Source organism: Halogeometricum sp. S3BR5-2 (assembly GCF_031624635.1).
GTDB classification, from domain to species: domain Archaea; phylum Halobacteriota; class Halobacteria; order Halobacteriales; family Haloferacaceae; genus Halogeometricum; species Halogeometricum luteum.
The window spans coordinates 280,860-303,702 of sequence record NZ_JAMQOQ010000005.1; the positions used below are offsets into that span (position 1 = coordinate 280,860).

General features: G+C 67.8%; 20 protein-coding genes and 1 tRNA gene. 13 read left to right on the forward strand and 8 right to left on the reverse strand.

Annotated features, from left to right (window positions below; translation table 11 throughout):
* Nucleotides 1-140: 140 nt before the first annotated feature.
* The gene (locus NDI79_RS18095; protein WP_310930062.1) at nucleotides 141-1,385 is read left to right on the forward strand and encodes an MFS transporter; all 1,245 of its coding nucleotides are present in this window, start codon (nucleotides 141-143) and stop codon (nucleotides 1,383-1,385) included.
* A 47-nt stretch (nucleotides 1,386-1,432) separates the two neighbouring features.
* Here NDI79_RS18095 and NDI79_RS18100 read toward each other — a convergent pair whose 3' ends face one another.
* Nucleotides 1,433-2,011 (reverse strand): IMP cyclohydrolase, encoded by a 579-nt coding sequence (locus NDI79_RS18100; RefSeq protein WP_310930063.1) that lies wholly within the window; start codon nucleotides 2,009-2,011, stop codon nucleotides 1,433-1,435.
* 84 nt (nucleotides 2,012-2,095) lie between these two features.
* A complete protein-coding gene (locus NDI79_RS18105) occupies nucleotides 2,096-2,467 on the reverse strand; it encodes a hypothetical protein (RefSeq protein ID WP_310930064.1) in 372 nt (123 codons plus the stop codon).
* 128 nt (nucleotides 2,468-2,595) lie between these two features.
* On the opposite strand from NDI79_RS18105, the gene NDI79_RS18110 reads away from it, so the two are divergent.
* Complete coding sequence (locus NDI79_RS18110; protein WP_310930065.1) at nucleotides 2,596-3,945, forward strand: sodium:calcium antiporter; 1,350 nt, start codon at nucleotides 2,596-2,598, stop codon at nucleotides 3,943-3,945.
* A gap of 111 nt (nucleotides 3,946-4,056) precedes the next feature.
* Here NDI79_RS18110 and NDI79_RS18115 read toward each other — a convergent pair whose 3' ends face one another.
* Nucleotides 4,057-4,926 (reverse strand): FxLYD domain-containing protein, encoded by an 870-nt coding sequence (locus NDI79_RS18115; protein ID WP_310930066.1) that lies wholly within the window; start codon nucleotides 4,924-4,926, stop codon nucleotides 4,057-4,059.
* Between the two features lie 242 nt (nucleotides 4,927-5,168).
* On the opposite strand from NDI79_RS18115, the gene NDI79_RS18120 reads away from it, so the two are divergent.
* Both NDI79_RS18120 and NDI79_RS18125 read left to right on the forward strand, forming a co-directional pair.
* The gene (locus tag NDI79_RS18120) at nucleotides 5,169-5,855 is read left to right on the forward strand and encodes a hypothetical protein (RefSeq protein ID WP_310930067.1); all 687 of its coding nucleotides are present in this window, start codon (nucleotides 5,169-5,171) and stop codon (nucleotides 5,853-5,855) included.
* Complete coding sequence (locus tag NDI79_RS18125) at nucleotides 5,852-7,147, forward strand: DCC1-like thiol-disulfide oxidoreductase family protein (RefSeq protein ID WP_310930068.1); 1,296 nt, start codon at nucleotides 5,852-5,854, stop codon at nucleotides 7,145-7,147. The genes NDI79_RS18120 and NDI79_RS18125 overlap by 4 nt, the downstream gene beginning before the upstream one ends.
* A 76-nt stretch (nucleotides 7,148-7,223) precedes the next feature.
* Here the strand turns inward: NDI79_RS18125 and NDI79_RS18130 are convergent, their stop codons facing one another.
* Nucleotides 7,224-8,150, reverse strand: a complete 927-nt coding sequence (locus tag NDI79_RS18130) for a manganese-dependent inorganic pyrophosphatase (protein ID WP_310930069.1) — start codon at nucleotides 8,148-8,150, stop codon at nucleotides 7,224-7,226.
* A gap of 906 nt (nucleotides 8,151-9,056) precedes the next feature.
* Here NDI79_RS18130 and NDI79_RS18135 point away from each other — a divergent pair.
* The 3 genes from NDI79_RS18135 (at nucleotide 9,057) to NDI79_RS18145 (ending at nucleotide 10,764) form a co-directional block, all read left to right on the forward strand.
* Nucleotides 9,057-9,686, forward strand: coding sequence for a homing endonuclease associated repeat-containing protein (locus NDI79_RS18135; RefSeq protein ID WP_310930070.1), 630 nt, complete (start codon nucleotides 9,057-9,059; stop codon nucleotides 9,684-9,686).
* 155 nt (nucleotides 9,687-9,841) lie between these two features.
* A tRNA-Gln gene (locus NDI79_RS18140) sits at nucleotides 9,842-9,914 on the forward strand.
* A gap of 148 nt (nucleotides 9,915-10,062) precedes the next feature.
* The gene (locus NDI79_RS18145; RefSeq protein WP_484494546.1) at nucleotides 10,063-10,764 is read left to right on the forward strand and encodes a DUF6517 family protein; all 702 of its coding nucleotides are present in this window, start codon (nucleotides 10,063-10,065) and stop codon (nucleotides 10,762-10,764) included.
* An 82-nt stretch (nucleotides 10,765-10,846) separates the two neighbouring features.
* Here NDI79_RS18145 and NDI79_RS18150 read toward each other — a convergent pair whose 3' ends face one another.
* Nucleotides 10,847-11,653 (reverse strand): aldo/keto reductase, encoded by an 807-nt coding sequence (locus NDI79_RS18150; protein ID WP_310930072.1) that lies wholly within the window; start codon nucleotides 11,651-11,653, stop codon nucleotides 10,847-10,849.
* Between the two features lie 121 nt (nucleotides 11,654-11,774).
* Here NDI79_RS18150 and NDI79_RS18155 point away from each other — a divergent pair, with 121 nt between their 5' ends.
* Nucleotides 11,775-12,947, forward strand: coding sequence for an outer membrane protein assembly factor BamB family protein (locus tag NDI79_RS18155; protein ID WP_310930073.1), 1,173 nt, complete (start codon nucleotides 11,775-11,777; stop codon nucleotides 12,945-12,947).
* A complete protein-coding gene (locus NDI79_RS18160) occupies nucleotides 12,937-14,181 on the forward strand; it encodes an outer membrane protein assembly factor BamB family protein (RefSeq protein WP_310930074.1) in 1,245 nt (414 codons plus the stop codon). The genes NDI79_RS18155 and NDI79_RS18160 overlap by 11 nt, the downstream gene beginning before the upstream one ends.
* A 131-nt stretch (nucleotides 14,182-14,312) precedes the next feature.
* Here NDI79_RS18160 and NDI79_RS18165 read toward each other — a convergent pair whose 3' ends face one another.
* From NDI79_RS18165 to NDI79_RS18175, 3 genes are all read right to left on the reverse strand, one after another.
* The gene (locus NDI79_RS18165) at nucleotides 14,313-14,525 is read right to left on the reverse strand and encodes a hypothetical protein (protein ID WP_310930075.1); all 213 of its coding nucleotides are present in this window, start codon (nucleotides 14,523-14,525) and stop codon (nucleotides 14,313-14,315) included.
* A 272-nt stretch (nucleotides 14,526-14,797) separates the two neighbouring features.
* Nucleotides 14,798-15,286, reverse strand: coding sequence for a KEOPS complex subunit Cgi121 (gene cgi121 / locus NDI79_RS18170; protein ID WP_310930076.1), 489 nt, complete (start codon nucleotides 15,284-15,286; stop codon nucleotides 14,798-14,800).
* Nucleotides 15,283-17,778, reverse strand: coding sequence for an ATP-dependent DNA helicase (locus NDI79_RS18175; RefSeq protein WP_310930077.1), 2,496 nt, complete (start codon nucleotides 17,776-17,778; stop codon nucleotides 15,283-15,285). Before NDI79_RS18175 ends, cgi121 begins: the two co-directional genes overlap by 4 nt.
* A gap of 216 nt (nucleotides 17,779-17,994) precedes the next feature.
* Between NDI79_RS18175 and NDI79_RS18180 the strand changes: the two genes are divergently transcribed.
* The 4 genes from NDI79_RS18180 (at nucleotide 17,995) to NDI79_RS18195 (ending at nucleotide 22,823) form a co-directional block, all read left to right on the forward strand.
* Nucleotides 17,995-19,659: a hypothetical protein gene (locus NDI79_RS18180; protein WP_310930078.1), complete on the forward strand. Its 1,665-nt coding sequence runs from the start codon at nucleotides 17,995-17,997 to the stop codon at nucleotides 19,657-19,659.
* Between the two features lie 55 nt (nucleotides 19,660-19,714).
* Nucleotides 19,715-19,957 carry a ferredoxin gene (locus NDI79_RS18185; protein ID WP_310930079.1) on the forward strand — a complete coding sequence of 81 codons (243 nt, stop codon included), beginning with the start codon at nucleotides 19,715-19,717 and terminating at the stop codon, nucleotides 19,955-19,957.
* Between the two features lie 159 nt (nucleotides 19,958-20,116).
* Entirely contained in the window at nucleotides 20,117-20,254 is a 138-nt protein-coding gene (locus tag NDI79_RS18190) for a hypothetical protein (protein ID WP_310930080.1), read from the forward strand.
* 103 nt (nucleotides 20,255-20,357) lie between these two features.
* Nucleotides 20,358-22,823 (forward strand): DEAD/DEAH box helicase, encoded by a 2,466-nt coding sequence (locus tag NDI79_RS18195; RefSeq protein WP_310930081.1) that lies wholly within the window; start codon nucleotides 20,358-20,360, stop codon nucleotides 22,821-22,823.
* The last annotated feature ends 20 nt before the right edge of the window (nucleotides 22,824-22,843 follow it).

Here is a 22,843-nt window from a genome sequence, read left to right on the forward strand (position 1 = left end):
AGCGGCAGCCTCAAAAACGACCCGCGGACCCACACCGCTGCCCCCGCCGCTCCTACCGGGGGGTCGCGCCCACAGGCGGTGAGCGAGGGCGGGTACGTCAACCCTTATCAGCCGTTCGCGGGAACTCTCACCGACACCGAATGAGGGTCCTCCAGTCCGTCCTGAACGAACTCCGAGCGCTGTGGGGCGGCGGCCGAGGGACGTCGCTCGTCGCCATCGCGGGCGGGTGGGGGACGCTGCTCGGCGCGCGCATGATCTATCCCGTCCTGCTGCCGTACCTGCGGGACGCCTTCGACATCAGCCTCACCGTCGCCGGCCTCCTCGTGACGGTTCTGTGGCTCGGGTCGGCCGTCGGCCAACTCCCCGGCGGCCTCCTCGCCGACCGCTACAGCGAGCGGTCGGTGATGACCGCGGGCGCCCTCGTCGTCGCCGCGGCGCTGGTGCTCGTCGCCGCCGCCCCGACGGCCCTCGTCCTCTTCGCCGCCACGGCGCTGGTCGGCCTCGGCCAGTCGCTGTACCCCATCGCGCGCATCACGATGCTCTCGCAGATATACCCGGACCGAATCGGGAGCGCCCTCGGCGTGACGATGGCGACGGGCGACCTCGGACAGACCGTCCTCCCGCCCGTCGCGGGGGTGCTCGCGGCGGCCGTCGCGTGGCAGGCGGGCCTGCTGTTCGTCGTCCCCTTGCTCCTCGTGGCCGGGTTCGTCGTCCGCGTGACGCTCCCGGCCGGCGGCGGGTCCGACTCGGGTACCGACGCCGACGCCGCGTCCGCGGACCCGCTCCCCTCCGAGAGCGTGCGCGACGTGCTCGCCGAGTTCCGCGGCTCGAACCTCGGGTTCGTCTCGTTCATTCTGTTCCTCTATATCCTCATCTGGCAGTCGTTCACCGGACTGTACCCCACGTACTTGGTCGAACAGAAGGGGCTCTCCTCCGCCGCCGCGGGGACGCTGTTCAGCGCCTTCTTCGCGTTCGGCGTCGTCGTCAAACCGGTCGCGGGCGCGGCGTACGACCGCATCGGTCTGCGGAACACGCTCGTCGCCGTCCTCGTCGGTCCCGTCGCGGGGCTGGCGCTGCTGCCCGTCGTCGAGGGGTTCTGGCCGCTGGCCGCCCTCACCGCCGTCGTCAGCACGATGCTCGGGTCGGGCGCCGTCACGCAGTCGTTCCTCTCGGACGCCTTCTCCGAGGAGGTCCGCGGCACCGGTCTGGGCGTCGTCAGAACCACGGTGGCGACGCTCGGCGCGGCGGGGCCGGTGCTCTTCGGCGGACTGGCCGACCGCGGCTACTTCGACGAGGGATACGTCCTCCTGGCCGCGGTGCTCGCCGTCGTCGTCCTCCTCACGCTTCGACTCCCGACGTCGTCCTCGCCGTCGCCGTCAGGGTAACGAGAACGTCGGTGACCGATATCGGCGACGACGGCCCCGACGGCGACTCACTCTCCGTTGTGGAAGCCGACGTCCACCGCGCCGTCGTCGTAGGCGACGCCCGCGGCGCAGACGGCGTGTTCGTAGGCCATCCCGTAGGCGCGTTCGGCGATGTCGGCGGGGGACCCGCTCCCGTCGAAGGTGACCGGCGCGGGGTCGTCCTCCTCGTAGGTGGCGACGAGGAGGGGATCATCCTCGACGGGGCGGACGAGGAGCGCGTCCTTCCGGACGATGCCGACGTAGGAGTCCTCGCCGACGACACCCGCGATGCGGGGCGTGTCGTAGTCGTCCTTCTCGTAGTCGAGCGCCAGAAGCGACTCCGCGAGGGCGTCGCGGGCGGGGTAGCCGATGTCGAGTTTCTCCGCGACGGGGTCGACGTGCGACCCGTTGCCGACGACGACGCCGTCGCCCCCTTCGCGGACGCAGTTGTAGGAGATGTAGGGGTTGTCGCTCTCGGGTGCGTCCGGCGTCGGCGCGACGGTGAGGACGCCGTCGCGTTCGACGACCTGCCGATTGGGAAACGACCGGGAGGAGACGCGATACGCTCCGAAGTCGGGACCGACGACGATGAACCGTCCGACGTACATACACGAGAGTGCATAGACGGACGCTAAATAGGTGGTGATTTGTGCACGTTCTTCCCCTGCGGCGGCGGGGCCGCCCCGTTCCGCTCAGACCGACGAGCGGAGGGGTTCGACGCGGAACACGTACTCCTCGTAGACGCCGTCGAGGTTCACCGGACTCTCCTCTTCGGTGTGCTCCCGGCAGAGGAACGCTTCGGCCTCGACGGCACCGTGGCCGGTGTCCTCTTGGTACCGTTCGAGGACGACGAACGCCGCCGGTTCCTCGCATCCGCGGCGGTGACACGTTCGGGGAGACTCCCCCTCGTCCGCCGCTTCGGCCTCCTCGGCCTCCTCGTCTGCGCGCGGCGGTTCGGGCTCGGGTTCGTCGGCGCGTTCGCGGAACTCGGCGACGTCCCGTTCCTGCTGGCGGGTCTCCGCGTCTCGGGCCTGCTTCTCTCGCCCCTTCTTCGTGTCTGCCATACCGTCCACAGGCGGATGAGAGGGATAACCCTGTGGTCGGTCCGGAGGTCAATCCCCGGTTCGTGCGACCGTCCGACGGCGGGCCGCTAAACAAAAGACGTAGGTGCTTGTTCTACAACTACCGACTAATGCTCGATAGGTTTCGTCACCCCCTTGTCGCCGTCGTCCTCACGTTGTTGTTGACGGTTCCGTGGGTCGGACTGTTCTTCTCCTACGGTGGCTACGGCACCGTCCACCCCGGCGAGAACATCGCGCCCGGCACGGCCGTCCTCGTCGCCGGCCTCGCCATCCTGGGAGCGTCCTTTCTCTTGGCGTGGGCCGCCGAAACGGCCGAGAAAGACGTCCCGCAGGCGTTCGCCATCGCCGTCCTCGCCGTCCTCGCCGTCGCTCCCGAGTACGCCGTCGACGCCCTCTACGCCTGGCAGGCCGGCGCCGGGTCCGAGCAGGCTGGCAACCTCGCCGTCGCGAACATGACCGGCGCCAACCGCATCCTCATCGGTCTCGGCTGGTCCGGCATCGCTCTGTTCACCATCTTTCGCGCGAGGAGTGGCTCCGACCCGGCGGTCGAACACCGTTCGGGATTCCTGGCCGACGTGGTCGGCCTCGACCGCGGCATCGCCACCGAGATAACGTTTCTCCTCGCGGCGACGGCGTTCGCCTTCTTCGTCCCCCTCAGCGGCGGCATCGGCCCCGTCGACACGCTGTTTCTCGTCGGTCTCTACGTGCTCTACCTGTTCGTCATCATCCGCGGCGGCGTCGAGGAACACGAGGAGAACGTCGGCGTGCCCGCCTACTTCCAGGCGAAGTCGAAGGCGGTGCGCGTCGCCGCCGTCCTCACGGGATTCGCCTTCTCCGGCGCCATCATCTTCACCGCCGTCCACCCGTTCGCCGAGGGGTTGGAGACGCTCGGCCTCCAGTACGGCATCCCCGAGTTCTTCATGATACAGTGGCTGGCGCCTCTGGCCTCCGAGAGCCCCGAACTCATCGTCGTCGCCTACCTCGTAAACAAGGCGCGCTCGACGGCGGGGTTCAACGCGCTCATCTCCTCGAAGCTGAACCAGTGGACGCTGCTCATCGGGACGCTCGCCGTCGTCTACTCCATCTCCGCCGGCGCCGTCGGGACCCTGCCGTTCGACTCGAAGCAGGCGGCCGAGATATGGATCACCGCCGCCCAGAGCCTCTTCGCCATCGCCATCCTGACCAACTTCGAGATAAGCACGCGGGAGGCGGTGACGCTTCTCGTCCTGTTCGTCTCGCAGGTGCTCGCGGAGTTCTACGTCATCCGAACCGTCTCCGAACCCGCCGCGACCGAACTCAGCATGATGATCCTCTACGCCTACACCGCCGTCTATCTCGTCCTCGGGTTCGCGCTCTTCTTCAAGCGGCGCGAGAGCCTCCAGGAACTCGTCGGTCGCACGCTGTCGAACGCGCGCGACGCCGTCGGCGGTGGCGGCGGGCAGACCGAACACGCGGACTGAGAGCGGTCCGCTCGACCGTCCCTCTCGCTCGACCGCGCCGCGGCGTGCGGTCGGACGACCGCCCGGTCGCGGACGCGGCGTCGTTCCGTCGGCTCTTCCGTCGAAAAAGCGTTAGACGATGTCGCTGTCGGCGCTGATAACGTACCGGCTGATCCGCTGCATGTCGATGTCCGGGAACTGCACGCGGAAGTTCCACGACTCGCCGGGCGCGAGTTGCTGGACGTCCTCTTCCTGCTCGACGGTGTTTCTGAAGTCGAACAGCTCCTGGTCCTCGGCGTCGTAGAGCGTGACCGACACTTCGACCGACTCGATGTCCTCCTCGCCGGCGTTCTCGACCGTTCCGCTGACGTACGTCGTCGACTCCTCGCGCGTCAGCTGGTGGTCCGTGATTTCGAGGTTGGGGTCCTGCTGGTCGGTCTCGCCCGTGATGTCGTCCGTCTCGGTACCGGTTCCGGTCCCGCCCGTGCTCGCGGCGAGGTCGACCGTGTAGGCCGTGACCGCACTCAGGTCGTCCGCTTCCTCGAACAGCACGTCGAAGTCCCACGACTCGCCCGTCGGAAGCGTGACGGTGTCCGCCTGCTCGGTCTCGTCGAAGAACTCGTAGAGAACGTCTCCTTGGTCGTCCTGGAGCGTCACCTGGGCCTGAACGTACTGGTAGTCCTCGTCGCCGGTGTTCTCGACCGTTCCTCGCAGTCCGACGGCGCTCTGTTCCGCGTACACGCTGTGGGACGCGACTTCGAGACCGTCGGGGGTGTCGCCGACTTCTCCGGTGACGTCACCGAGGCCGCTCTCGGTTCCATCGGCCGTCGACTCTGTGGTTCCCGTCTCGGTTTCGGTCGCAGTTTCGGTCGCGGTCCCGTCGCCGCCGGTCGTCCCGCCGGCCGCTTCCGTCGCTTCGCTCTGCTCGCCGCCCATACAACCGGCGGCGAGACCGGCTACGCCCGATGCGCCCGCCGCTTTGAGAAACTTGCGTCTAAACATCTGCCTCTTACTATCGCTGACATATGTATATGTTTTTTGGCGTCATATTACTGATTAAAATCCATTTCACGACGGGCCTCGCGTCGACGAGGTACGGGCGGTCCTTCACTAACCCCACTGCGGGACGAACCGACCGAACCGTCCGCGTCGGCCCCGTCGGGACTATCTGATCATCTTCGATGAGATTTGATTAGACGATGATCGGGCAGAAATACTATTGTACTCCCGACAAATCACAACTCATGTATCTAGTTTTGGACGACGTCGTCCAGTCGATCATCGCGTACAAGGACCTCGTCGTTCCGCTCTTCTTCGGTCTCTTCTTTCTCGGCACGTTCGCGGCGGCCTTTTTCTACCGACACCGGTACGTTCGCTCGAGCTATCTGGCGGTGTTTTTCGCCTGCCTTCTGTTGGTCAACCTCTCGCCGTCGGGGTACGAGATTCGACCGATGGAGGACCTCCACAAGTTCACGGGTATTCCGTCCGAGGAGAAGGTGAACTACCTCATCTACGTCGAGGACTCCGCGGGGCGGGAAATTCGGTTCGACCGGCGCGTCGTTCCGACCGTCAGCCCGAACGACGACGTCGCTCGTGCGCTCGCGTACTGTTCGCAGGAGGAGTCGGAGGCCGCGGGGCGGTATCTGTTGCACAGGTCCCACGAGTACCGCGAGCGAATCGAAGCGGGCGCCCCGTCGCTCGTAGAGCGGGTGGACTTCCCGCGGCACCAACAGGATTTCCGCTGGACCGAGAGCGAACTGGACGGATACGGTGAGTTCGTCACGCTGAAAGTCTACGAACTCCACCTCCACTTCGAGGAGGGCGGCTACGAACTGACCTCCACCGAGCGCGAACTGGCCTTCGAGGTCAGCCTCCCGGCGAACGCGACGGCGTCCGACGTCGAGTACACCTTCGAGGAGCGGTGCGTATGAGGGTCCCCGAACTGTTCGTGAACTACGTCCGCAACCCGCGGCGCGACTCGCCTATCAACGTCGGCGTCGCGCGCGTCATCTTCGGGGCGTACCTCCTCTGGAACTTCGGTTCGATGGAGTTCGGCGCTATCGACGAGTGGCACCTGATGCCCGGGGCGGAGGAGTATCTGTTCTTTCAGCCGCCGGTCGTCCAGCAGTACCTTCCGGTCGAGAAGGCCGTGCTGTTGGTGTTTCTGCTGGCGTTCCTCGTCGGGTACAGACAGCGACTCACGGCGCTGGTGAGCGCGCTGTTGGTGGCGCACCTGGCGACGGTGATGAACGCCTACGTCGACTCCGGTCGGGTGAACTCGATGTTCATCGCCGGCTTCTTCCTGATCTTCTTCGGGCTCTACGCGGAGACCGACCGCCTGAACGTCGACGCCGTTCGGGGGGCGCTCTCCGAGAGCATCGACGACCTGAACGAGACGCTCCGCTCGCCGAACACCGGCGAGCACAGCATGCGTATCCTGCAGTTGGTCCTCCTGACGGTCGCGGTTCTCTACTTCGGCTCCGCGTGGACGAAACTCGTCTTCGGGTCCGACCTCTCGCTGGACTGGATCAGCGCGACCGCGCTGGGACGGTGGGCGACGTCCGCCCTGGTCTACTGGGACCCGCCGACGCGACTCGGCGAGTTCATGCTCCGATACCCGCTCCTCCTGACGGGCGCCGCGCTGGGAACCATCGTCTTCGAACTCGGGTTGCTCGTCGCCGTTCTGGTCGGGTTGCCCATCACGCCCCTCCTCCTGGGGACGCTCGGGATGCACACGGTCATCGCCCTCTCGCTCGGTCCGTTCTTCTTCGACCAGTACGTCTTCCTCGCGCTCCTCCTCCCGTGGGACTCGCTCTTCCGATACCTCGGCCCCGACGAGGACGAGACGATAGACCTCGTGTACGACGAGCACTGCTACTTCTGCGCGCGGAGTCTCTACTCGTTCAAACTGCTCGACTTCACGAACGCGGTCCGGTTCCACTCGCAGTACACCGTCCCCGACCGGTACCGCGGGCGCGAGGACGTGAGCTTCGAGGACGCGATGTACGTGTTCGACGGCGAGGACGCCTACGCCGGCTACGACGCGTTCCGCCGACTCGCGAAGCAGTTCCCGGTTCTCGTTCCGCTCTCGTGGGTGATGAGCCTCGGTCCGGTCGCCCGCGTCGGCCGCCGAGTCTACCGCTACGTCGCCGAGAACCGGTCGCGGCATTTCACCTGCGCGGTGGACGCGGACGCCGACGGCGCCTCCTCCGACCGGAAGTGAACGCGACGCGGCGCGGTCTTCTCCCGCCGAGTCCGGTTCGAATTCGGTTCGAGTTCGGGCCCGCTCCGTCCCGCCGTCAGTCGAACGCCGCTTCCAGCGGCGGAACGACCTGCTTTTTCCGGGACATCACGCCGGGGAGGAACGCCTCCCGGTCCGAGAACCTCGCGTCGAGTCCCGCTTCGACCGTCGCGGTTTCGTCGCCGGCAACGAGAACCGTCGACTCCTCGTCGAGCAGGTCGGTCACGAGCAACAACAGCGCGTCGTAGTCGCGTTCGGAGACGACGCCGTCCATCGCATCGAGGACGGCGTCTCGCTGGTCCAAGACGACGCCGGGTTCGACCGTTTCGACCTGCCCGATACCGACGCGACCGGAGCCGAACTCGAACTCCTTGAAGTCGCCCAGCACCATCTCGCGGGGACCCTTCTCGCCGAGTTTGCTCTTGTGCGCGAGGAGCTTCTCGCCGTACTCCTCGACGCCGACGCCGGCCGTCTCGGCCAGTCGCTCGGCGACCGTCCGGTCGCGTTCCGTCGTCGTCGGCGAGCGCAGAACGACCGTGTCGCTGAGCAGTCCGCTGAGGAGGAGGCCGGCGGTCCGCGCGTCGATAGTCACGCCCGCCTCGTCGAACAGGTCGACCAGAATCGTCGCCGTCGACCCCACCGGCTCGTTCCGGAACGGAATCGGGGCGCTCGTCTCCACGTCGCCGATGCGGTGGTGGTCGACGACTTCGACGATTTCGGCCTCCCGCGCGCCGGATACGGTCTGGCTGTACTCGTTGTGGTCGACGAGGACCAGTCGCGTCCCCGTCGCGTCTTCGAGGAGGGCGGGCGCCTCGACGTCCCAGTAGTCCAGTACGAACTCCGTCTCCGGGTTCAGGTCCCCGGCCCTGGCCGCGGAAACGCCCTCTTCGCCTTGCTCTTGTTTCAACTCGGCGTACGCCAGTGCGGCGCAGACGGTGTCCGTGTCCGGTTTTCGGTGCCCGATGACGTACGTCGGTTCTGACATGCTCGCGCCGACGCGGCGGCCGGCAAAGAAACGACTGCCCGATTGGACGGGTGGTGTTCGCACGGACCCCGAGGGCCGGACGTACGAAACCTGACATAGTTTCGCGGTGAGTTCGCCGTACACCCCTCTGTACGAGCATCTCACCGCTACGAGGCGTCTAAATCCGCTATTCGGTGGAGTACATCTACACACTCCTCCGGAAGGAAAGCGTGTCTTCGGAGTGTAGAACTACCCTCGGTGACGACGCGTCCGGTCGGTATGCTATTGACATCGAACTACTCTCAAATCACCTCAAACCCGTCGAAAACCGGGCTTTCAACCGGGTTTGCGAACAACACTGGCTGAAGGGTTCGTCCTTCTCGTCGGAAGTAACGCCCCCTACAAATACTGGAACCCCGGTACACCCCGATGAATCGGGGGTGTATCGTAGGAATTCGATTTCGAGCGTCGGTGCGGACCGATTCGTCGTTCGTCCGTGTACTCTCTATGCCTACCCGAACGGTCGCGAGAAGCGATGAGAGGCTAAAATCGACGTAGACCAACCCACCGTTTTACGTCGAAACGGACACACAGCCGAATCGACGCGACGTACCCGCTACATCCATCACAGCGGGGCAGACTCCGGAAAAACCGGGGGTGTAGCTCGATTCCGATCCTATTCTCCAGTATCTAAGAGCTGATATGTCAGCGTCGGTCCCCGTCGTTTCCACTCCACGCTTTCCTCGGAATGCCCGAAAGAGGAGAGAGTGCGCTATCGATGTTCCGACTTGATTGCTCCTCGGTCACAGTCCGTCGACGGAACTTGCGGAAAACGGAGCTACAAATCAACCCTTTCAGCTTGAGTATCGGATCTGGGTTCGCATCTCGGCTATCGCGTGAGAAATAATCGCTCGCCAGCAACGAGTGATGGCGAGCACTTCTCCTACCGACTGTCGACAGGCACTCAGAACTGCCGCGGACCGACTCGGCGAATCACCGTCGAAGGCGCAGTACGAATCGCTCGGTCTCACCCCCGCGTCGGCCACCATCGTCCGAACGATGGGGGGATGGAACGCCGCGAAGGAGGCAGCGGGGTTAGAGACCGCAGCGAGTCGCGGGAGCCGCGTTCAGTCCAAGCCGACGGATGTGGACTTCTCCGAGGAGGCGTGGGCCGAACTGAGCGTCGACCAGCGCTGGCACTACCGCCACCGCGAACAGAACGCGACGCAGACGCTCGATAAGCGGGCGAAACTCCGGGCGTGGGTGTACGGCCTCAAGCGCGAACGTGGTTGTACTCGGTGTTCGGAATCGGATCCCGTCTGCCTCGATTTCCACCATCGCGACGGCGTCGAGAAGACGGCCAACGTCAGCGAACTGGTCTCGAACGAGCGGTCGCGAGACACGATTCGCGCCGAGATACGGCGCTGTGACGTGCTCTGTGCGAACTGTCACCGGAAGGAACACGCTCACTACCGGTTCGAGCGGCTGGATATCGAACCCTCCGCGATGGTCGCCGAGTTCGGGGACGTCTCGAAAGAACGCGTCGACTCCGACTGAGGGGCGGCGACATCCAAGCACCGTCCGGGTTTGATGGTGAGACGCGTGGTTCGACGGCCGCCATCGTGCCGTTTCGCAACATTGATACGCTATCGGGGGGTAGGTGTGACTGTCCCGTTGGTACGAGCCGGCGGGTGGCTGCTGACAGACATGTCAGTCCCATGGGGTAGTGGCCAATCCTGTTGCCTTCTGGGGGCAACGACCCAGGTTCGAATCCTGGTGGGACTATTCTCTCGATTTCTCGCGTGAGATCTTCCGCGGAGTCGCACGACGGGAGACTGACCGTTTGTATCTCGCCACCGCCGCGAAAGACGACTACGCCGCCGGTCCGCGTAAGTAGGTGCGTCCCTCGACGGGATAGTGGGCACCGAACGAAATGACAGATATCGAGATCGCTCGGCCGGTCGTTCGGTCGGACAGAGCGGACGGCTGGGAAGAGACCGAGACGCGAAGGATGAAGCTTCCCGCTCAACTGGGGACGACGCCGTACGTCTGTTTCCGAACGTTCGAGAACGCCGCCCTCCGCGAACGCGTGAAGCGGCTCACGTTGGGCGAGTTCGATAGCCCGCTGGCGAGGTTCTTCGCCGCGCATATCGATCTCCGGGGGTTCACGACGTTCGGGGCGACGCCGGAGCGACTGGTCGAACCCGCGGCCGACGAACTGAGAGAGACGATGCGAGAGAGCGGGATACGGAACGTCCGCGAGGTCGAAGTCGGGACGGTCCGTCCGGAGGTGGCGAGTCAGACGCGGGAGTACGAGGGCGAGTTCGGCTACGAAGGCTTCTCGGCGGCGATCGAACACGAACGGGCCGGCGAAATCGCGATCGAGATCGAGGGCGGGTCGCTCCCCGTCCGCGGGTTCATCTCGACGTGGAAGGAGGACTCGGGCACCGGGCTCGCCGCGGGCGGCGCCTACCCCGCCGAGTCGTTTCGGGAAGCGAGCACGGCGAGCATCACGGGCGAGCGAGGGACGGGCCTCGATCTGACTCTCTCGGCCGATATCGACCTCGATCCGGCCGCCAGTCGGGCCGAGATCGTCGCTCTGGCGGACGCGGTGACCGTCGAACCGGAAGCGTAGCCCGACCGACGACCGGGTTTCGGGAGCGACGCTCGATCCGACAGTGGTCCGAGACGGTCACTCGCGTCCACGGACGGTCGCCTTACAGTCGGTCGACGCCCGGGTCGATACTGACGCCGTTGCTGCCGTAGGCGTTGATCTCTCGACCGAGCGTCTCGATGGTCTCGACGTCCTCGTCGTCGAGTTCGAGGTCGACCGAATCGAGGTTCTCGCGGAGGTGCGATTCGGTCTCCGCGCCCGCGATGGGCGTGACGCCGTCGAGTCGCTGACTCCACGCCAGCGCGACCGAACTCGCGGTCGTGTCGTGTTTCTCGGCGATTTCTTCGAGTTCGGGAATCATCTCCGTTCGACCGCCGAGTAGCGGTCCGTAGGCGAGGGTCTCGACGCCGTGTTCGCGGTGGAACTCGCGCGAGCGCTCCTGCTGGAGGAGCGGGTGGAGTTCGATCTGATTCGCGGCGACCGTCGGGTCGGCGTGTTCGAGGGCCGTCTCGAGAATCTCCGGGGAGAAGTTGCTCACGCCGATGTTCGAGACGGTTCCCTCCGCGACGAGTTCGTTGTACGCCCGGAGCGTCTCTTCGGGGTCGTAGTCGCCCAGCGGCCAGTGGACGTACAGCAGGTCGATGGTGTCGACGCCGAGTCGGTCGAGGCTCCCCTCGACGGCGTCGTGCACGTCGTCGTAGCCGAGTCTGTCGTACCAGATTTTCGTCGCCAGCGTGAACTCCCCGCGGTCGACGTCCGCGCGTTCGATGGCGTCGCCGACCTCCGATTCGTTCCCGTAGAACTGGGCCGTGTCGACGTACTCGTACCCCATCTCGATGCCGGTGGTCAGGAGGTCGACGTCGGTGATTCCGAGCGTGCCGAATCCGACGGGCGGGAGGTCCAGGGTCACACTCGTAGTCAGGTCGCTCACGCGAGTAGAAGTTACGGCGGCGGGACCGAGACACGACAGCGAACGCGTCTCTCCGAACGAGTGACAAGACTGATACCGACCGACTCGAAAGCGGCGACCGATGGTCTCCTACACGCGACGCGACGCCCTCCGGTCGCTCCCCGCGCTCGCAGTCGGGCTGTCCGGGTGCAGCGCGCTCTCGGGGGACGAGGACGACCTACCGCTGCCGACGGCGTGGGTCGCGGACCTGCGGGAGACGACGGTCGGCGTCCGGCCGACCGAGGGACGGGTCGTCTTCGCCTCCCGGAGTCCGTTCTCGAACGACCCGATGCTGAGCGCCGTCGACGCCGACACCGGAGAGACGACGTGGTCCGTCTCCGGCCCCGACGAGCGGTGTTCGCCGGCCGCGACGGACGGACGCCGCGTCTACGTCTTCTCGAAGACGGGAACGGTGTTCGCGTTCGAGCACGAGGGGGGAGCGCCCGTCTGGGAGGCGTCGATACCGGCGGTGAACCGGGCCGACCCGGGCGTCGTGCAGTTCGCGCCGGTCGTCGCCGGCGGGACGGTCGTCGTGCCCGTCTCCGGGACCGAAGACGACGTCCCCGACAGGCTCGTCGGATTCGCGCGTTCGGACGGAGCCGAGCGGTTCAGCGTCGACCTTCCGGCATCCCTCGCGGGCGCCCCGGCGAGCGACGGGGACGGGGTCGTCTTCGCCCTGTTGGACGGGACGCTCCGCCGCGTCGGGGCCGACGGAACCGACGCGTGGCGCCTCGACGTCGGCGCCGCGATGTCGGACGTCGCCGTCGAGGACGGGACGGTCTACGTCGGGAGCGCGACCGAGTCGGTGCTGGCGGTCGACGCGGCGACCGGCGAGAGACGGTGGCGGGCCGACCTCGAAAACACGGTATTCACCCGGCCGCTCGTCGCCAACGGGCGCGTCTTCGTCGGCGCCGCGGACTACTACCTGTACGCGTTCGACGCCGACTCCGGGGAGCGGCGCTGGCGGACGGAGACGCCGAACGCCGTCACGTCCGGGCCGACGACGGCCGACGGCAAACTGGTGACGCTGTCGGGCGGCGACCTCCGAGTTCGCGGGTCGAGCGGCACCGTTCCCTTCGGGCCGACGGTCTTCTCGGTCCACGACACCGACGGGACGCGGATTACGGAGCGGCGATTCGAGGGCTACCAGAGCGGCGGACAACTCGGTTGGGCGGCGGCCGTCGGCGGCGGCGTCTACCTGGGACAGGAGTGGCAAGTAGCCCGACTCGCCCCGGAGGTGCTGGATGCGGCGTGACCGCGCGGGCGGCGAGAAGCGCCACCGCGTCTCGCGTCGGCGCGCGCTGGGCGGCATCGCGGCGCTCGGAAGCCTCGCGCTCGCGGGTTGTAGCTCCCTCCCTCGACTCGGCGGCGTCGACCCGGAGTGGCGGCGGGAGTTCGCGGACGCGAGCGCCGCGAGTCCGCTCGCCGTCTCGGCGGCGCACGTCCTCGTCGGCGCGCAGGACAAGGCGCTGTACGGGCTCCGTCGCGACGACGGGGAGACCGCGTTCCGATACGAGACGGGCGGCCCCATCGAAGCGCGCCCCGCGGCGTCCGGCGACGACGGGCCGTACCACGCCCACAGCACCGACGGCGACGTCTACGCCGTCGACGCGGCCGGCGACCTGCGGTGGCGCGAGGAGGGATTGCACGAGCGCGGAACGGTGGCCAGCAACGGGTCGCTGCTCGCACACCTCGACCGCCACATCGACGAGGTCCGCGGATTCGACGCGGACTCCGGGGAGCGACGGTTCGCCCGCGACGTCGCCGGCTACCGACTCTCCGGACTGCTCGAATCGACGTTCGTCTTCCGCGAGGCGGCGGGCGGGGATCGAACGCGCCTCGTCGCCGTCGCGACGGAGGACGGGAGCGTCCGCTGGCGGACGGAGGCGAGCGAGTGGTATCCCGGTCTCACTGCCGACGAACGGCTGGTCGTCTCCGACGGCGAGTCGACCGTCCGAGCGTACGACCCGCAGGGCGGGGCCGCCCGGTGGGAGTCGACGGTCGACGCGGAGTCCTACCGAGACCCGACGCTCGGTCCGCAGGTGTACCTACAGAACCAACGGTCGGAGTCGGCGGACGAACTGGTCGCGCTCGACCGTCGCGACGGGTCGGTCGCGTGGCGGAACACCGCCGGGTACGACCTCCGACGGGTGACGCCGACCGACGACGCCGTGTTCGTGGGGAGTCGCGTCGACGACCCAGACGGCGGCATCCTCGGGCGCGTCGACCGCTTCGACCTGACGGGGCGGCGCCAGTGGCGGACGGAGACCGCGGCGCCGGACGCGGAGGACCTCCTCGCGGTCGGGGACTCGGTCGCCCTCTCGGGCGGGCGACAGGTGGTCGTACTCGACCGCGCGACCGGCGAGACGCGGTGGTCGCACGAACCCGAGTCGTACAGCCGGTTACACGTTTCGGCGGCCGACGGGCGACTCTACGTGTCGTACGTCGACGACGGCGCGGTGGCGCGCTTCCCGGTGTCGCGGTCGTAATCGCAGCCGAGAACGCCCGCGAGCGCCGGCCGTCGCGGCGCGGAGGGTGAAATCGCTCGTCGCGGCGCCGGTACGCACTGCCGCCAATCAGTCCCCGCCTCGGCCGCTCCCGCTCCTATCCGCTACGGCGCTCAGACGGCGTCAACCGTCGTCGAGACGCCGCACGTCCGACACCGTAGGATCCGAATCCGCCGCCGAAGCGATTCCTCCTCTCTCCGCACCCCCGCCCGCGTCGGTGCCGTCTCCACCGCGGCCGTGACCGTGTGCTCCCGGACGCCGCCGCAGTCGGCGCACTCCGTCACGAGCGATTCCGCGACCGCGGGCGGTCGAGTGTCTCCATCCATGATGCTCTCCGCCGACCGGAACGACGATAGCCCGCTTAACCATTTCGTCACGTCGCTCCCGCGGTCTTCGCTCCGAACCCCTTCGTCCGATTCGAATCCCTTTAGTGACTCTCGCCGCTACTCGGTAACCCAGTCGCTCGCGGTATCGTCGCTCCGGATTTCGTTTCGACGTTTCGTCGCCCCGCTGTCTCCCGTTCTCCAGTTGAAACGAAGGGGTCCCCCCTCCCGAGAATACGTTCGAATTTCCACACGAAACGAAGGGGTTCCCGGAGCTATTTCTCGACGTTCAGCAGCGCCACGCGTTCGCGGACGAGCGACCCGAGGTCGCCGTCGACGGCGGCGAGTTCGGTGTCGGTCACCGCGAAGAACTCGCGCAGACGCTCCCCGTCGAAGCGGCCGAGCGTCCGTTCCTCGGCGAGCGTTTCGCGCAGTTGAGCCGCTGCGGCCGCCTCGTCGCCGCCGTCGACGAGGGCGACGGCGGGCGTCTTGCCGGCCGAGACGCCCATCGTCAGCGCGTCGTCTATCTGCCGTCGACCCGCGGCGTACAGGAGGATTTCGACGGCCCTGTCGCGGGCGACGTTCTCGCCGCGGTCGATGGCGCGGTCCGCCAGTTCGACGGCGCGGCGGAGGTGCTCCTCGCCGGCGACGTACCGCGCGTCGAACACCTGCACCGTCGCGCCCGTCTCCTCGGCCACCTGGCCGACGGCGGCGACGAAGGCGTCGACGCTCTCCACGTCGGCGACGCCCTCGACGAACTTCATCCGAAATCACCCAGGCTGGCCTGCTCCTGCGGGTCGTCCGCGTCTCCGCTTCCGTCGCCGCGGTCGGTCCGTTCGCTCGCTCGCTCGAACGTCGCGTCGGGCACGTCGGCCTCGTCCTCGTCGACGTCGTCCATCGACGGGTCGCGCCGCCCGGCGGCTTCGAGGACGCTCTCGGCGGTCTTCCGCCGCCCCCGCAGGGCGGCGAGAATCACGGACTTGTCGGCCTCTCTGAGGTCGTTCCGCGTCTCGATGCCCGCCTCGAACAGGCGGCGGGCGCGCTTGCGGCCGACGCCGCGCACGCCGGCCAAGTCGAGCAGTTCGTCGCGGACGCCGTACTCGACGCGCTTTTTCGCCTCGCGGACGGCGACGACCGAGGAGAGGTCCAACTCCCCGGCGAGTCGCTCGGCCGCGCCGAGCAACCACTGCGCCGTTTCGACCTTCCCCCGGATGTCGCCCGGTCCGACGCCGTAGCGTTCGGTGATGCGGTCCTCGTCCACCTCGCGCGTCCAGTCTTCGAGCAGTCTGGCGGTCTTCAGCGCCGAGAGCCACTCCTCGAAGCGCACGTCCTCGTACTCGGAGGGGACGTTCCCGAGCAGTTCGGGTTCGCGCTCGTAACACTCCTCGGTGTAGGTCTCTCGGTCGCCCGATTTGAGGTAGAGCTGATACATATCGGGCGTGCGCGAGACGAGGTGGAACAGGCCGAGCGCCGTGGGATACGTGCGGTCCGTCTCGAGGGCTTCGACGTTCTCGTCTTCTCTTTCGCCTTCCCCTTCGTCTCCGCTCTCGCCGTCCGCCTCCGGGACCATCTCGCTGGCCCGCCGGAACCCGGCGGACTCCTCGCTCTCGGCGTCCCCGGCGTCGCTCGCCGCGCGGCGAGCCTCCGAATCGGAGACGCCGGCCAGTTCGCGGAGTTTCTCCTCGCGGTGGTCGGCCGCCCACTCCAGGCCGTCGATTATCTCGGCGGCGCTCATCGGGTCGAGGTAGAGCCGCGAGACGGTGTGGCCGATGGCCGTCGCGGAGATGTCGTCCCCGTCGATGTCGACGAACCCGTTCACTTCGAGGTACTGCAGGACCGTGTCGGTGACCCGCTCCAACCGGCCGGGTTCGTCGGTCTGCGTCGCGTACAGCGTTCGGTCGAGAAACTCCAACAGTCCCTCGCGGGTGTGCGCGAACCCGGAGGCGACCGTGGCCAAGAGATGCGTCCGCAGGGCGGGTTCGGCGGCGAGTTTCGAGCGGACCGGTTCGGCGTCGGCCCAGATATACCGCTCGAACAGTTCGTCGCGCGTCTCCGAGTCCTTCGCCAATAGGACGGCCTCGCCGTAGGGGTCGAGTCCGGGGCGGCCGGCCCGCCCCATCATCTGGTGGACTTCGAGCACGTCGAGCGGTTTCATGCCGCCGAACTCGCCGTCGTAGCGCTGCCAGTCGCGGACGATGACCCGCCGACTCGGCGTGTTGACGCCCGCCGCGAGCGTCGGCGTCGCCGAGACGGTCTTTACCAACCGGTCGCGGAACGCCTCTTCGACCAGTCTCCGATGCTCGGACGCGAGGCCGGCGTGGTGGAACGCGGCCCCCTTCGCCACGCAGTTCGCGAGGGTGTCGCTCGTCTCGGCGTCGGAGACATCACGTATCTCTTGCGCTAACTCGGCCAACTCGCCGCGCTCCTCGCCCGTGAGGTACTCCGCGGTCACGTTCTTCAGTCGCTTGGCGGCCGCCTCGGCGTTCCGCCGGGAGTTGACGAACACGAGCGAGGAGCCCTCCTCGTCGAGGGTGTCGGCGACGAGCGCCGACGTCTGCCTGTCGCCCTTCCCGACCGGAACCTCCCGCTGGGTCCCGTCGTCGAACGAGATGGCGTTGCCGTAGTGGACGCCCATCTTCAGGTCGATGGGCCGCCACTCCGACTGGACGAGCGTCGCGTCCAGCCACTCGGCCACCTCCTCGGCGTTGCCCACCGTCGCCGAGAGCGCGACCACTTGGAGGTTCGAGTTTATCTTCCGGAGTTTGCCGAGGGTGACTTCGAGCGTCGGCCCGCGGTGCGAGTCGTTCACGAGGTGCACCTCGTCGGCGACGACGCAGGAGAGGTCGCTCACCCATCCCGCGTTGTTGCGGATGAGCGAGTCCACCTTCTCCGAGGTGGCGACGATGATGTCCCTGGAGGAGAGCCACTCGCCGCTGGACTCGTAGTTGCCCGTCGAGACGCCCACGTCGACGCCGAACTCCTCCCAGCGCTCGAACTCGGCCTTCTTCTCGGAGGCGAGGGCGCGGAGCGGCACGATGTACAGCGCCTTCCCGCCCCGTCGCACGCTCGACAGCATCGCCAACTCGGCGATGAACGTCTTCCCGGACGCGGTCGGGACGGAGGCGAGGACGCTCTCGCCCTCCGTCACGCCCGCCTCCACCGCCTCGGCCTGCGGGGGGTACAGTTCCTCGATGCCCCCCGACTGCAGTCGTTCGGGCACCCCCTCCGGCAGGCCCGGCACGTCCTCCGGTCTCATTGGCGCGGAGTAAGCCGTCACCCGGTTTAAATGGTCGGACCCGAGAGCGTCCGGGGTGTGCGGCGGGGAGGAGGCGGTGAAGAGTGAGCGATCGCCGACCGCCGCTCCGGAGCGTACCAGTATTTCTCCCCGCGGCGCGAAGTACGAGGGGATCGTACCGCCGCCGAATCACCTAGTTAGGACCGTTCGAGGCCGGCCGATAGAGAGGTACCCACGATGCACTCTTCCGATTTCCGACGACGCGATACCGACGCGAACGCCGCGGTTACCCCCCGGTCCGCGGACGACGGCGGCGGCGCGTCGACCCCGAGTTCCTCCGTCCCGGAGTTTTCGACGGACCTCCTCGTCGGAAACGCCGGATTCGACCCCGTCCGGCGTCGCTCCGGCCGCGACGGGTGGCGGAGTGCGGTTCGCGCCGCCGCGGTGACGCTCGCCGTCGTCGGCGCGATGCTGTTCGCCTCGGCGGGCGCGGCGACCGGGTCGGTGTTCGGCGTTCCGCTCCGTTCGCCGGTCGTTCTCGCCGTCGCCGCGTTAGCCGGCGTCTTCGCGCTCCGGGCGGGGTTCCTGCTCGCCTTCGGCCGGAGGGAGGAAGCGGGATGGGCGCGCGAGCGCGCCGGCGACGCCCTCGCGGTCGCCGCGCTCGTCGGCGGGTCGTCGTACGTCCTCGCGGTCGCCGCCGCCCCGTCGCCGCCGTGGCTCCTCATCGGCGTCGGTCTCGGGGTCGGAGCGCTCCTCGCGTTCGCGTACGTCCGGCCGGCGTTCCCGTGGTCGCCGAACGCGTACCGGACTCGGTTCGCCGCCTACGCTCGGCGTCTCGGCGCCCGCGAGACTCTGTTCGGCGCTCTCCTCGCGGAGGCGAGAGCGGACGCCCGCGCGGACAGCGAACTGCGCATCGCGGTCGCAGAGGCCGAGGCGGCGCTCGCGTCGGCCCGCGCGAGCCTGCGACAGGCCGACAGCGACCTCGAGATGGGACTCGCGAACGACGCGCTGTTCCACTTCTACTCGGCGAAGCGGGACCTGATCGCCGTGGACTACGCCGTCGAACTGTTGAAGGACGTCCTGACGGAACCCGCGGTGAGCGTGACCGTGGTCGCCGACGCGGACGACGCCGAGACGGGGTCGGCGACCGACCCGGGCGGCGCGGCTCCCGCCGGAACCGCCGCGACGCCCGTCGACCTCGGCGGTCGCCTCTCCCCGCGGGCGCGCCGGTATCTCGCGTCGACCGCCACCCACGTCGTCACTCGGGTTGAGGCCGAGTTCGGGTCGAAGGACGCGCTGACCGGGAGCGTCCGCGGCCGACTCTACGACTCGAAGGGGACGGTCCGACCCGACGTCGACGTCCGCGAACTCCAGCAGGCGGCCGGGCTCGTTCAGGACCGCTGGCGGGCGGACGCCCGAACCGAGCGCACCGTCGGTCGACTGCTCAGGTTGGGAACTCTCGTCTGCCTCGCGGGGTTCGCCGCGTTGCTACTGTTGGTCACCGTCGGCGGCGCGGCGGGGGCGTTCACCCCGCTCGGCGACCTGTCGGTGGCCTCGACGCTCGCCGTCGTCGGCCTGTTCGGCCTGTTCGGGGCGCTGGCGAGCGCCCTCTTCGACCTGAAGGACATCTCCGCCGCGGGTCCCGGCCACGCGGGGTCGTCCGACCCGCCGGTCAACCGCGACCTACTGCTCGTCCGCCTTGTCGTCGGCGCGCTCATGGGCGTACTGGCCTACGTTCTCGTCACCTCGGGCGTGGTCACCGCCGTAACCGACGACCCCTTCGACGCGCTCCTCGCGAGTCCGCTGGTCGCGCTCTCGGTGGCGTTCGCCGCCGGGTTCGTCGAACGCCTCGTCGCGGACGCGGTCGAGGAGTTCGCCGCCGGGGTGACCGGGACCGACTGAGCGGCGAGCGCACCGGCGTCGTCACCGCTTTGTACGCCCTGACCGAACGGCCGGCATGAAGATTCGCTACGACCGCGACACCTGCATCGGCATGTTCCAGTGCGTCGACGAGTGGGACGCCTTCGAGAAGAACCTCGACGACGGGAAGGCCGACTTGGCGGGCGCCGAAGAGGTCGAAGACGGCGTCTTCGAGGTCGAAGTTCCCGAGGACGAGGAGTTCGACGCCGAGTTCTCCGCGCGGGTCTGCCCCGTCGACGCCATCGAACTCTACGACGACGACGGCGAACAGGTCGTCTGACCGACATCGTCTTCGCGCCACCGAAGACGAGTCGAACGCCGAGACGACAGGCCGTCTCTACCTCGATACCCCGACAGTCGTTCTACTCCTGTCTGTTCTCTGTAGTAACGTGTTTGCACAATCGTTATGTACGCCTGAGGAGATGTGACGCCCGAGAGCATGACCCGAGACACCCGCGGTCACCACGTCGCCGAGTGGGCGGACCTCGTCGGCGAGTCCGTGCCGGACGGCGTCGTCGACGCGGCGGACCGACAGACTCCCGACCAGTGGGACGGCCGCGACGCCGACCGGCGCTGACGACCGACCGACGATAGGCGCCGACGAGCACCGCCCGCGGCCGGAGATACACTTTCGCCGCGGTTCGCTAACCCTTAACCCGCATCGCGCCCAAGCGGGCCCAATGGCGGCCGCAGACGACCCCTCGCACGTCGACCATCCCCTCCTGAGCCCGTCGTTCATCGAGCGACGCCTGTACCAGATTCGACTGGCGAGCGCCGCCCGCGACGCGGACACGCTCGTCTGTCTCCCGACGGGCCTCGGCAAGACCACGGTCAGCCTCCTCGTCACGGCCGAACGGTTGAACGGCGTCGGCGGGAAGGCGCTCTTCCTCGCGCCGACGAAACCGCTCGTCCAGCAGCACGCCGACTTCTACCGCGAGGCCCTCACCATACCGGACGACGAAATCGTCGTGTTCACCGGCGACGTGCGCCCGGACGACCGGGCGGCCCTCTGGGAGGACGCCCGCATCGTCATCGCCACGCCGCAGGTCGTCGAGAACGACCTCATCGGCAACCGCGTCTCCCTGCGCGACGTGACGCACCTCACGTTCGACGAGTGCCACCGCGGCACGGGCGACTACGCCTACGTCTACATCGCGGAGCGCTACCACGCCGACGCCGAACACCCCCTCGTCACGGGGATGAGCGCCTCGCCCGGCGGCGACAAGGAGTCCATCCTCGAAGTCTGTGAGAACCTCGGACTCTCCGAAGTCGAGGTGATGACCGAGGAGGACGCCGACGTCGACGAGTACACCTACGACACCGACGTGGAGTGGGAGCGCATCGACCTGCCGGACGACATTCTGGCGATACGCGACGCGCTCAACGAGGTCATCAAGGACAGATTGGAGAAACTGAAATCGCTCGGCGTGTCGAACACGACGAGTCCGGACGTCTCCCAGAAGCAGTTGAACGGGATGCGCGCGGAACTCCAGAAGCTGATGAACAACGACCAGTCGGAGGGCTACAAGGGGATGTCCACCCACGCGGAGGTGATGAAGCTCCGGCGGGCGGTCGAACTGGTCGAGACCCAATCGGTGGAGTCCGTCCGCCGCTACTTCGAACGGCAGCGCAACGCCGCGCAGTCGTCGGGGGCGTCGAAGGCGAGTCAGCGACTCGTCGCCGAACCCAAAGTCAGAGAGGCGATGCGGAAGGCCGAGTCGTTCGACGGCCTGCACCCGAAGTTCTCCCGGACCCGAATCCTCCTCGCGCAGACGCTCGGTATCGAGGGCGGCCAGCGCGTCATCGTCTTCACCGAGTCGCGCGACACCGCCGAGGCGCTCACGGAGTTCCTCTCGGCGTCGTTCGACGTGCGGCGGTTCGTCGGACAGGGCGACCGGGAGGGGTCCGACGGGATGACCCAGAAGGAACAGCAGGAGACGCTCGACGAGTTCAGAAACGGGGAGTTCGAGGTGCTCGTCTCCACCTCCGTCGCCGAGGAGGGGTTGGACGTGCCCGAAGTCGACCTCGTGCTCTTTTTCGAGCCCGTGCCGACGGCGATTCGCTCCATCCAGCGGAAGGGGCGGACCGGCCGGCAGGCCGAGGGGCGCGTCGTCGTCCTGATGGCCGAGGACACCCGCGACGAGGCGTACTTCTGGATTTCACGGCGGCGAGAGAAGGAGATGAAGTCCGAACTGCGCGACCTGAAGGGCGTCGCCGACGAGGTGGAGGAGGAACTCGACGACTCCCAGAAGGGGTTGGACGCGTTCGGCGGCGGGTCGAGCGGAGGCGACGGGGGTGCAGCAACAGAGAACCGGACGGACGCCGCCGCGGCGGGAGCGAACGGCCAGTCGGGCCTCGCGGCGTTCTCCGCGGCGGACGAGGAGGTGGCCCGCGCCGAGGACGACGGGGACGAGGACGAGGGCGACGGGGACGACTCGGGCGATACCGACGCGAGCGAACCCGAGGGAACCGTCGCCACCGCCGGACGCGACGACGACGTCGTCGAAATCGTCGTCGACCAGCGGGAACTGGACTCCGCCATCGCGAAGGACCTCTCGACGCGCGACGGCGTCGAGACTCGGTTGGAAACGCTCGCCGTGGGCGACTACGTGCTCTCGGACCGCGTCGCCGTCGAGCGCAAGTCCGTCTCGGACTTCCTCGACACGCTCACCGGGGGCGACCGCTCGCTGTTCGAGCAGGTGGGCGACCTCTCGCGGGCGTACGCGCGCCCGCTGTTGATTCTCGAAGGTGAAGGCCTCTACGAGGAGCGGAACGTCCACCCCGGCGCCATCCGCGGCGCCCTCGCCTCCCTGGCCGTCGACTTCGACGTGAGCGTCCTGCAGACGCGCGACGAGGCGGACACGGCGGAACTGCTCCTCACCGTCGCCTCGCGCGAACAGACCGAGCGCGAGCGGTCGGTGAGCGTCCACGGCGGCAAGAGTCAGAAGACGCTCACGGAACAGCAGGAGTACGTCGTCTCCTCCATCGCCGATATCGGTCCCGTCACCGCGCGCAACCTCCTCGAAGCGTTCGGTACCGTCGAGGCGGTGATGACTGCCCGCGAGGACGACCTGCTGGACGTGTCCGGAATCGGAGAAGTCACGGCGGAGCGAATCCGGGACGTCGTCGGGTCGAGTTACGAGTAAGAAAACGAAGCACGGACGAG

Bases quoted from the DNA above. Each gene is read 5' to 3' on its own strand.
- NDI79_RS18165 (WP_310930075.1), bottom strand. From the start codon at position 14,525: ATGGATGGAGACACTCGACCGCCCGCGGTCGCGGAATCGCTCGTGACG.
- NDI79_RS18185 (WP_310930079.1), top strand. From the start codon at position 19,715: ATGAAGATTCGCTACGACCGCGACACCTGCATCGGCATGTTCCAGTGC.
- NDI79_RS18175 (WP_310930077.1), bottom strand. From the start codon at position 17,778: ATGAGACCGGAGGACGTGCCGGGCCTGCCGGAGGGGGTGCCCGAACGA.
- NDI79_RS18130 (WP_310930069.1), bottom strand. From the start codon at position 8,150: ATGTCAGAACCGACGTACGTCATCGGGCACCGAAAACCGGACACGGAC.
- NDI79_RS18100 (WP_310930063.1), bottom strand. From the start codon at position 2,011: ATGTACGTCGGACGGTTCATCGTCGTCGGTCCCGACTTCGGAGCGTAT.
- NDI79_RS18145 (WP_484494546.1), top strand. From the start codon at position 10,063: ATGACAGATATCGAGATCGCTCGGCCGGTCGTTCGGTCGGACAGAGCG.
- NDI79_RS18110 (WP_310930065.1), top strand. From the start codon at position 2,596: ATGCTCGATAGGTTTCGTCACCCCCTTGTCGCCGTCGTCCTCACGTTG.
- NDI79_RS18120 (WP_310930067.1), top strand. From the start codon at position 5,169: ATGTATCTAGTTTTGGACGACGTCGTCCAGTCGATCATCGCGTACAAG.
- NDI79_RS18180 (WP_310930078.1), top strand. From the start codon at position 17,995: ATGCACTCTTCCGATTTCCGACGACGCGATACCGACGCGAACGCCGCG.
- NDI79_RS18195 (WP_310930081.1), top strand. From the start codon at position 20,358: ATGGCGGCCGCAGACGACCCCTCGCACGTCGACCATCCCCTCCTGAGC.
- cgi121 (WP_310930076.1), bottom strand. From the start codon at position 15,286: ATGAAGTTCGTCGAGGGCGTCGCCGACGTGGAGAGCGTCGACGCCTTC.
- NDI79_RS18160 (WP_310930074.1), top strand. From the start codon at position 12,937: ATGCGGCGTGACCGCGCGGGCGGCGAGAAGCGCCACCGCGTCTCGCGT.
- NDI79_RS18155 (WP_310930073.1), top strand. From the start codon at position 11,775: ATGGTCTCCTACACGCGACGCGACGCCCTCCGGTCGCTCCCCGCGCTC.
- NDI79_RS18105 (WP_310930064.1), bottom strand. From the start codon at position 2,467: ATGGCAGACACGAAGAAGGGGCGAGAGAAGCAGGCCCGAGACGCGGAG.
- NDI79_RS18125 (WP_310930068.1), top strand. From the start codon at position 5,852: ATGAGGGTCCCCGAACTGTTCGTGAACTACGTCCGCAACCCGCGGCGC.
- NDI79_RS18135 (WP_310930070.1), top strand. From the start codon at position 9,057: ATGGCGAGCACTTCTCCTACCGACTGTCGACAGGCACTCAGAACTGCC.
- NDI79_RS18115 (WP_310930066.1), bottom strand. From the start codon at position 4,926: ATGTTTAGACGCAAGTTTCTCAAAGCGGCGGGCGCATCGGGCGTAGCC.
- NDI79_RS18190 (WP_310930080.1), top strand. From the start codon at position 20,117: ATGACCCGAGACACCCGCGGTCACCACGTCGCCGAGTGGGCGGACCTC.
- NDI79_RS18095 (WP_310930062.1), top strand. From the start codon at position 141: ATGAGGGTCCTCCAGTCCGTCCTGAACGAACTCCGAGCGCTGTGGGGC.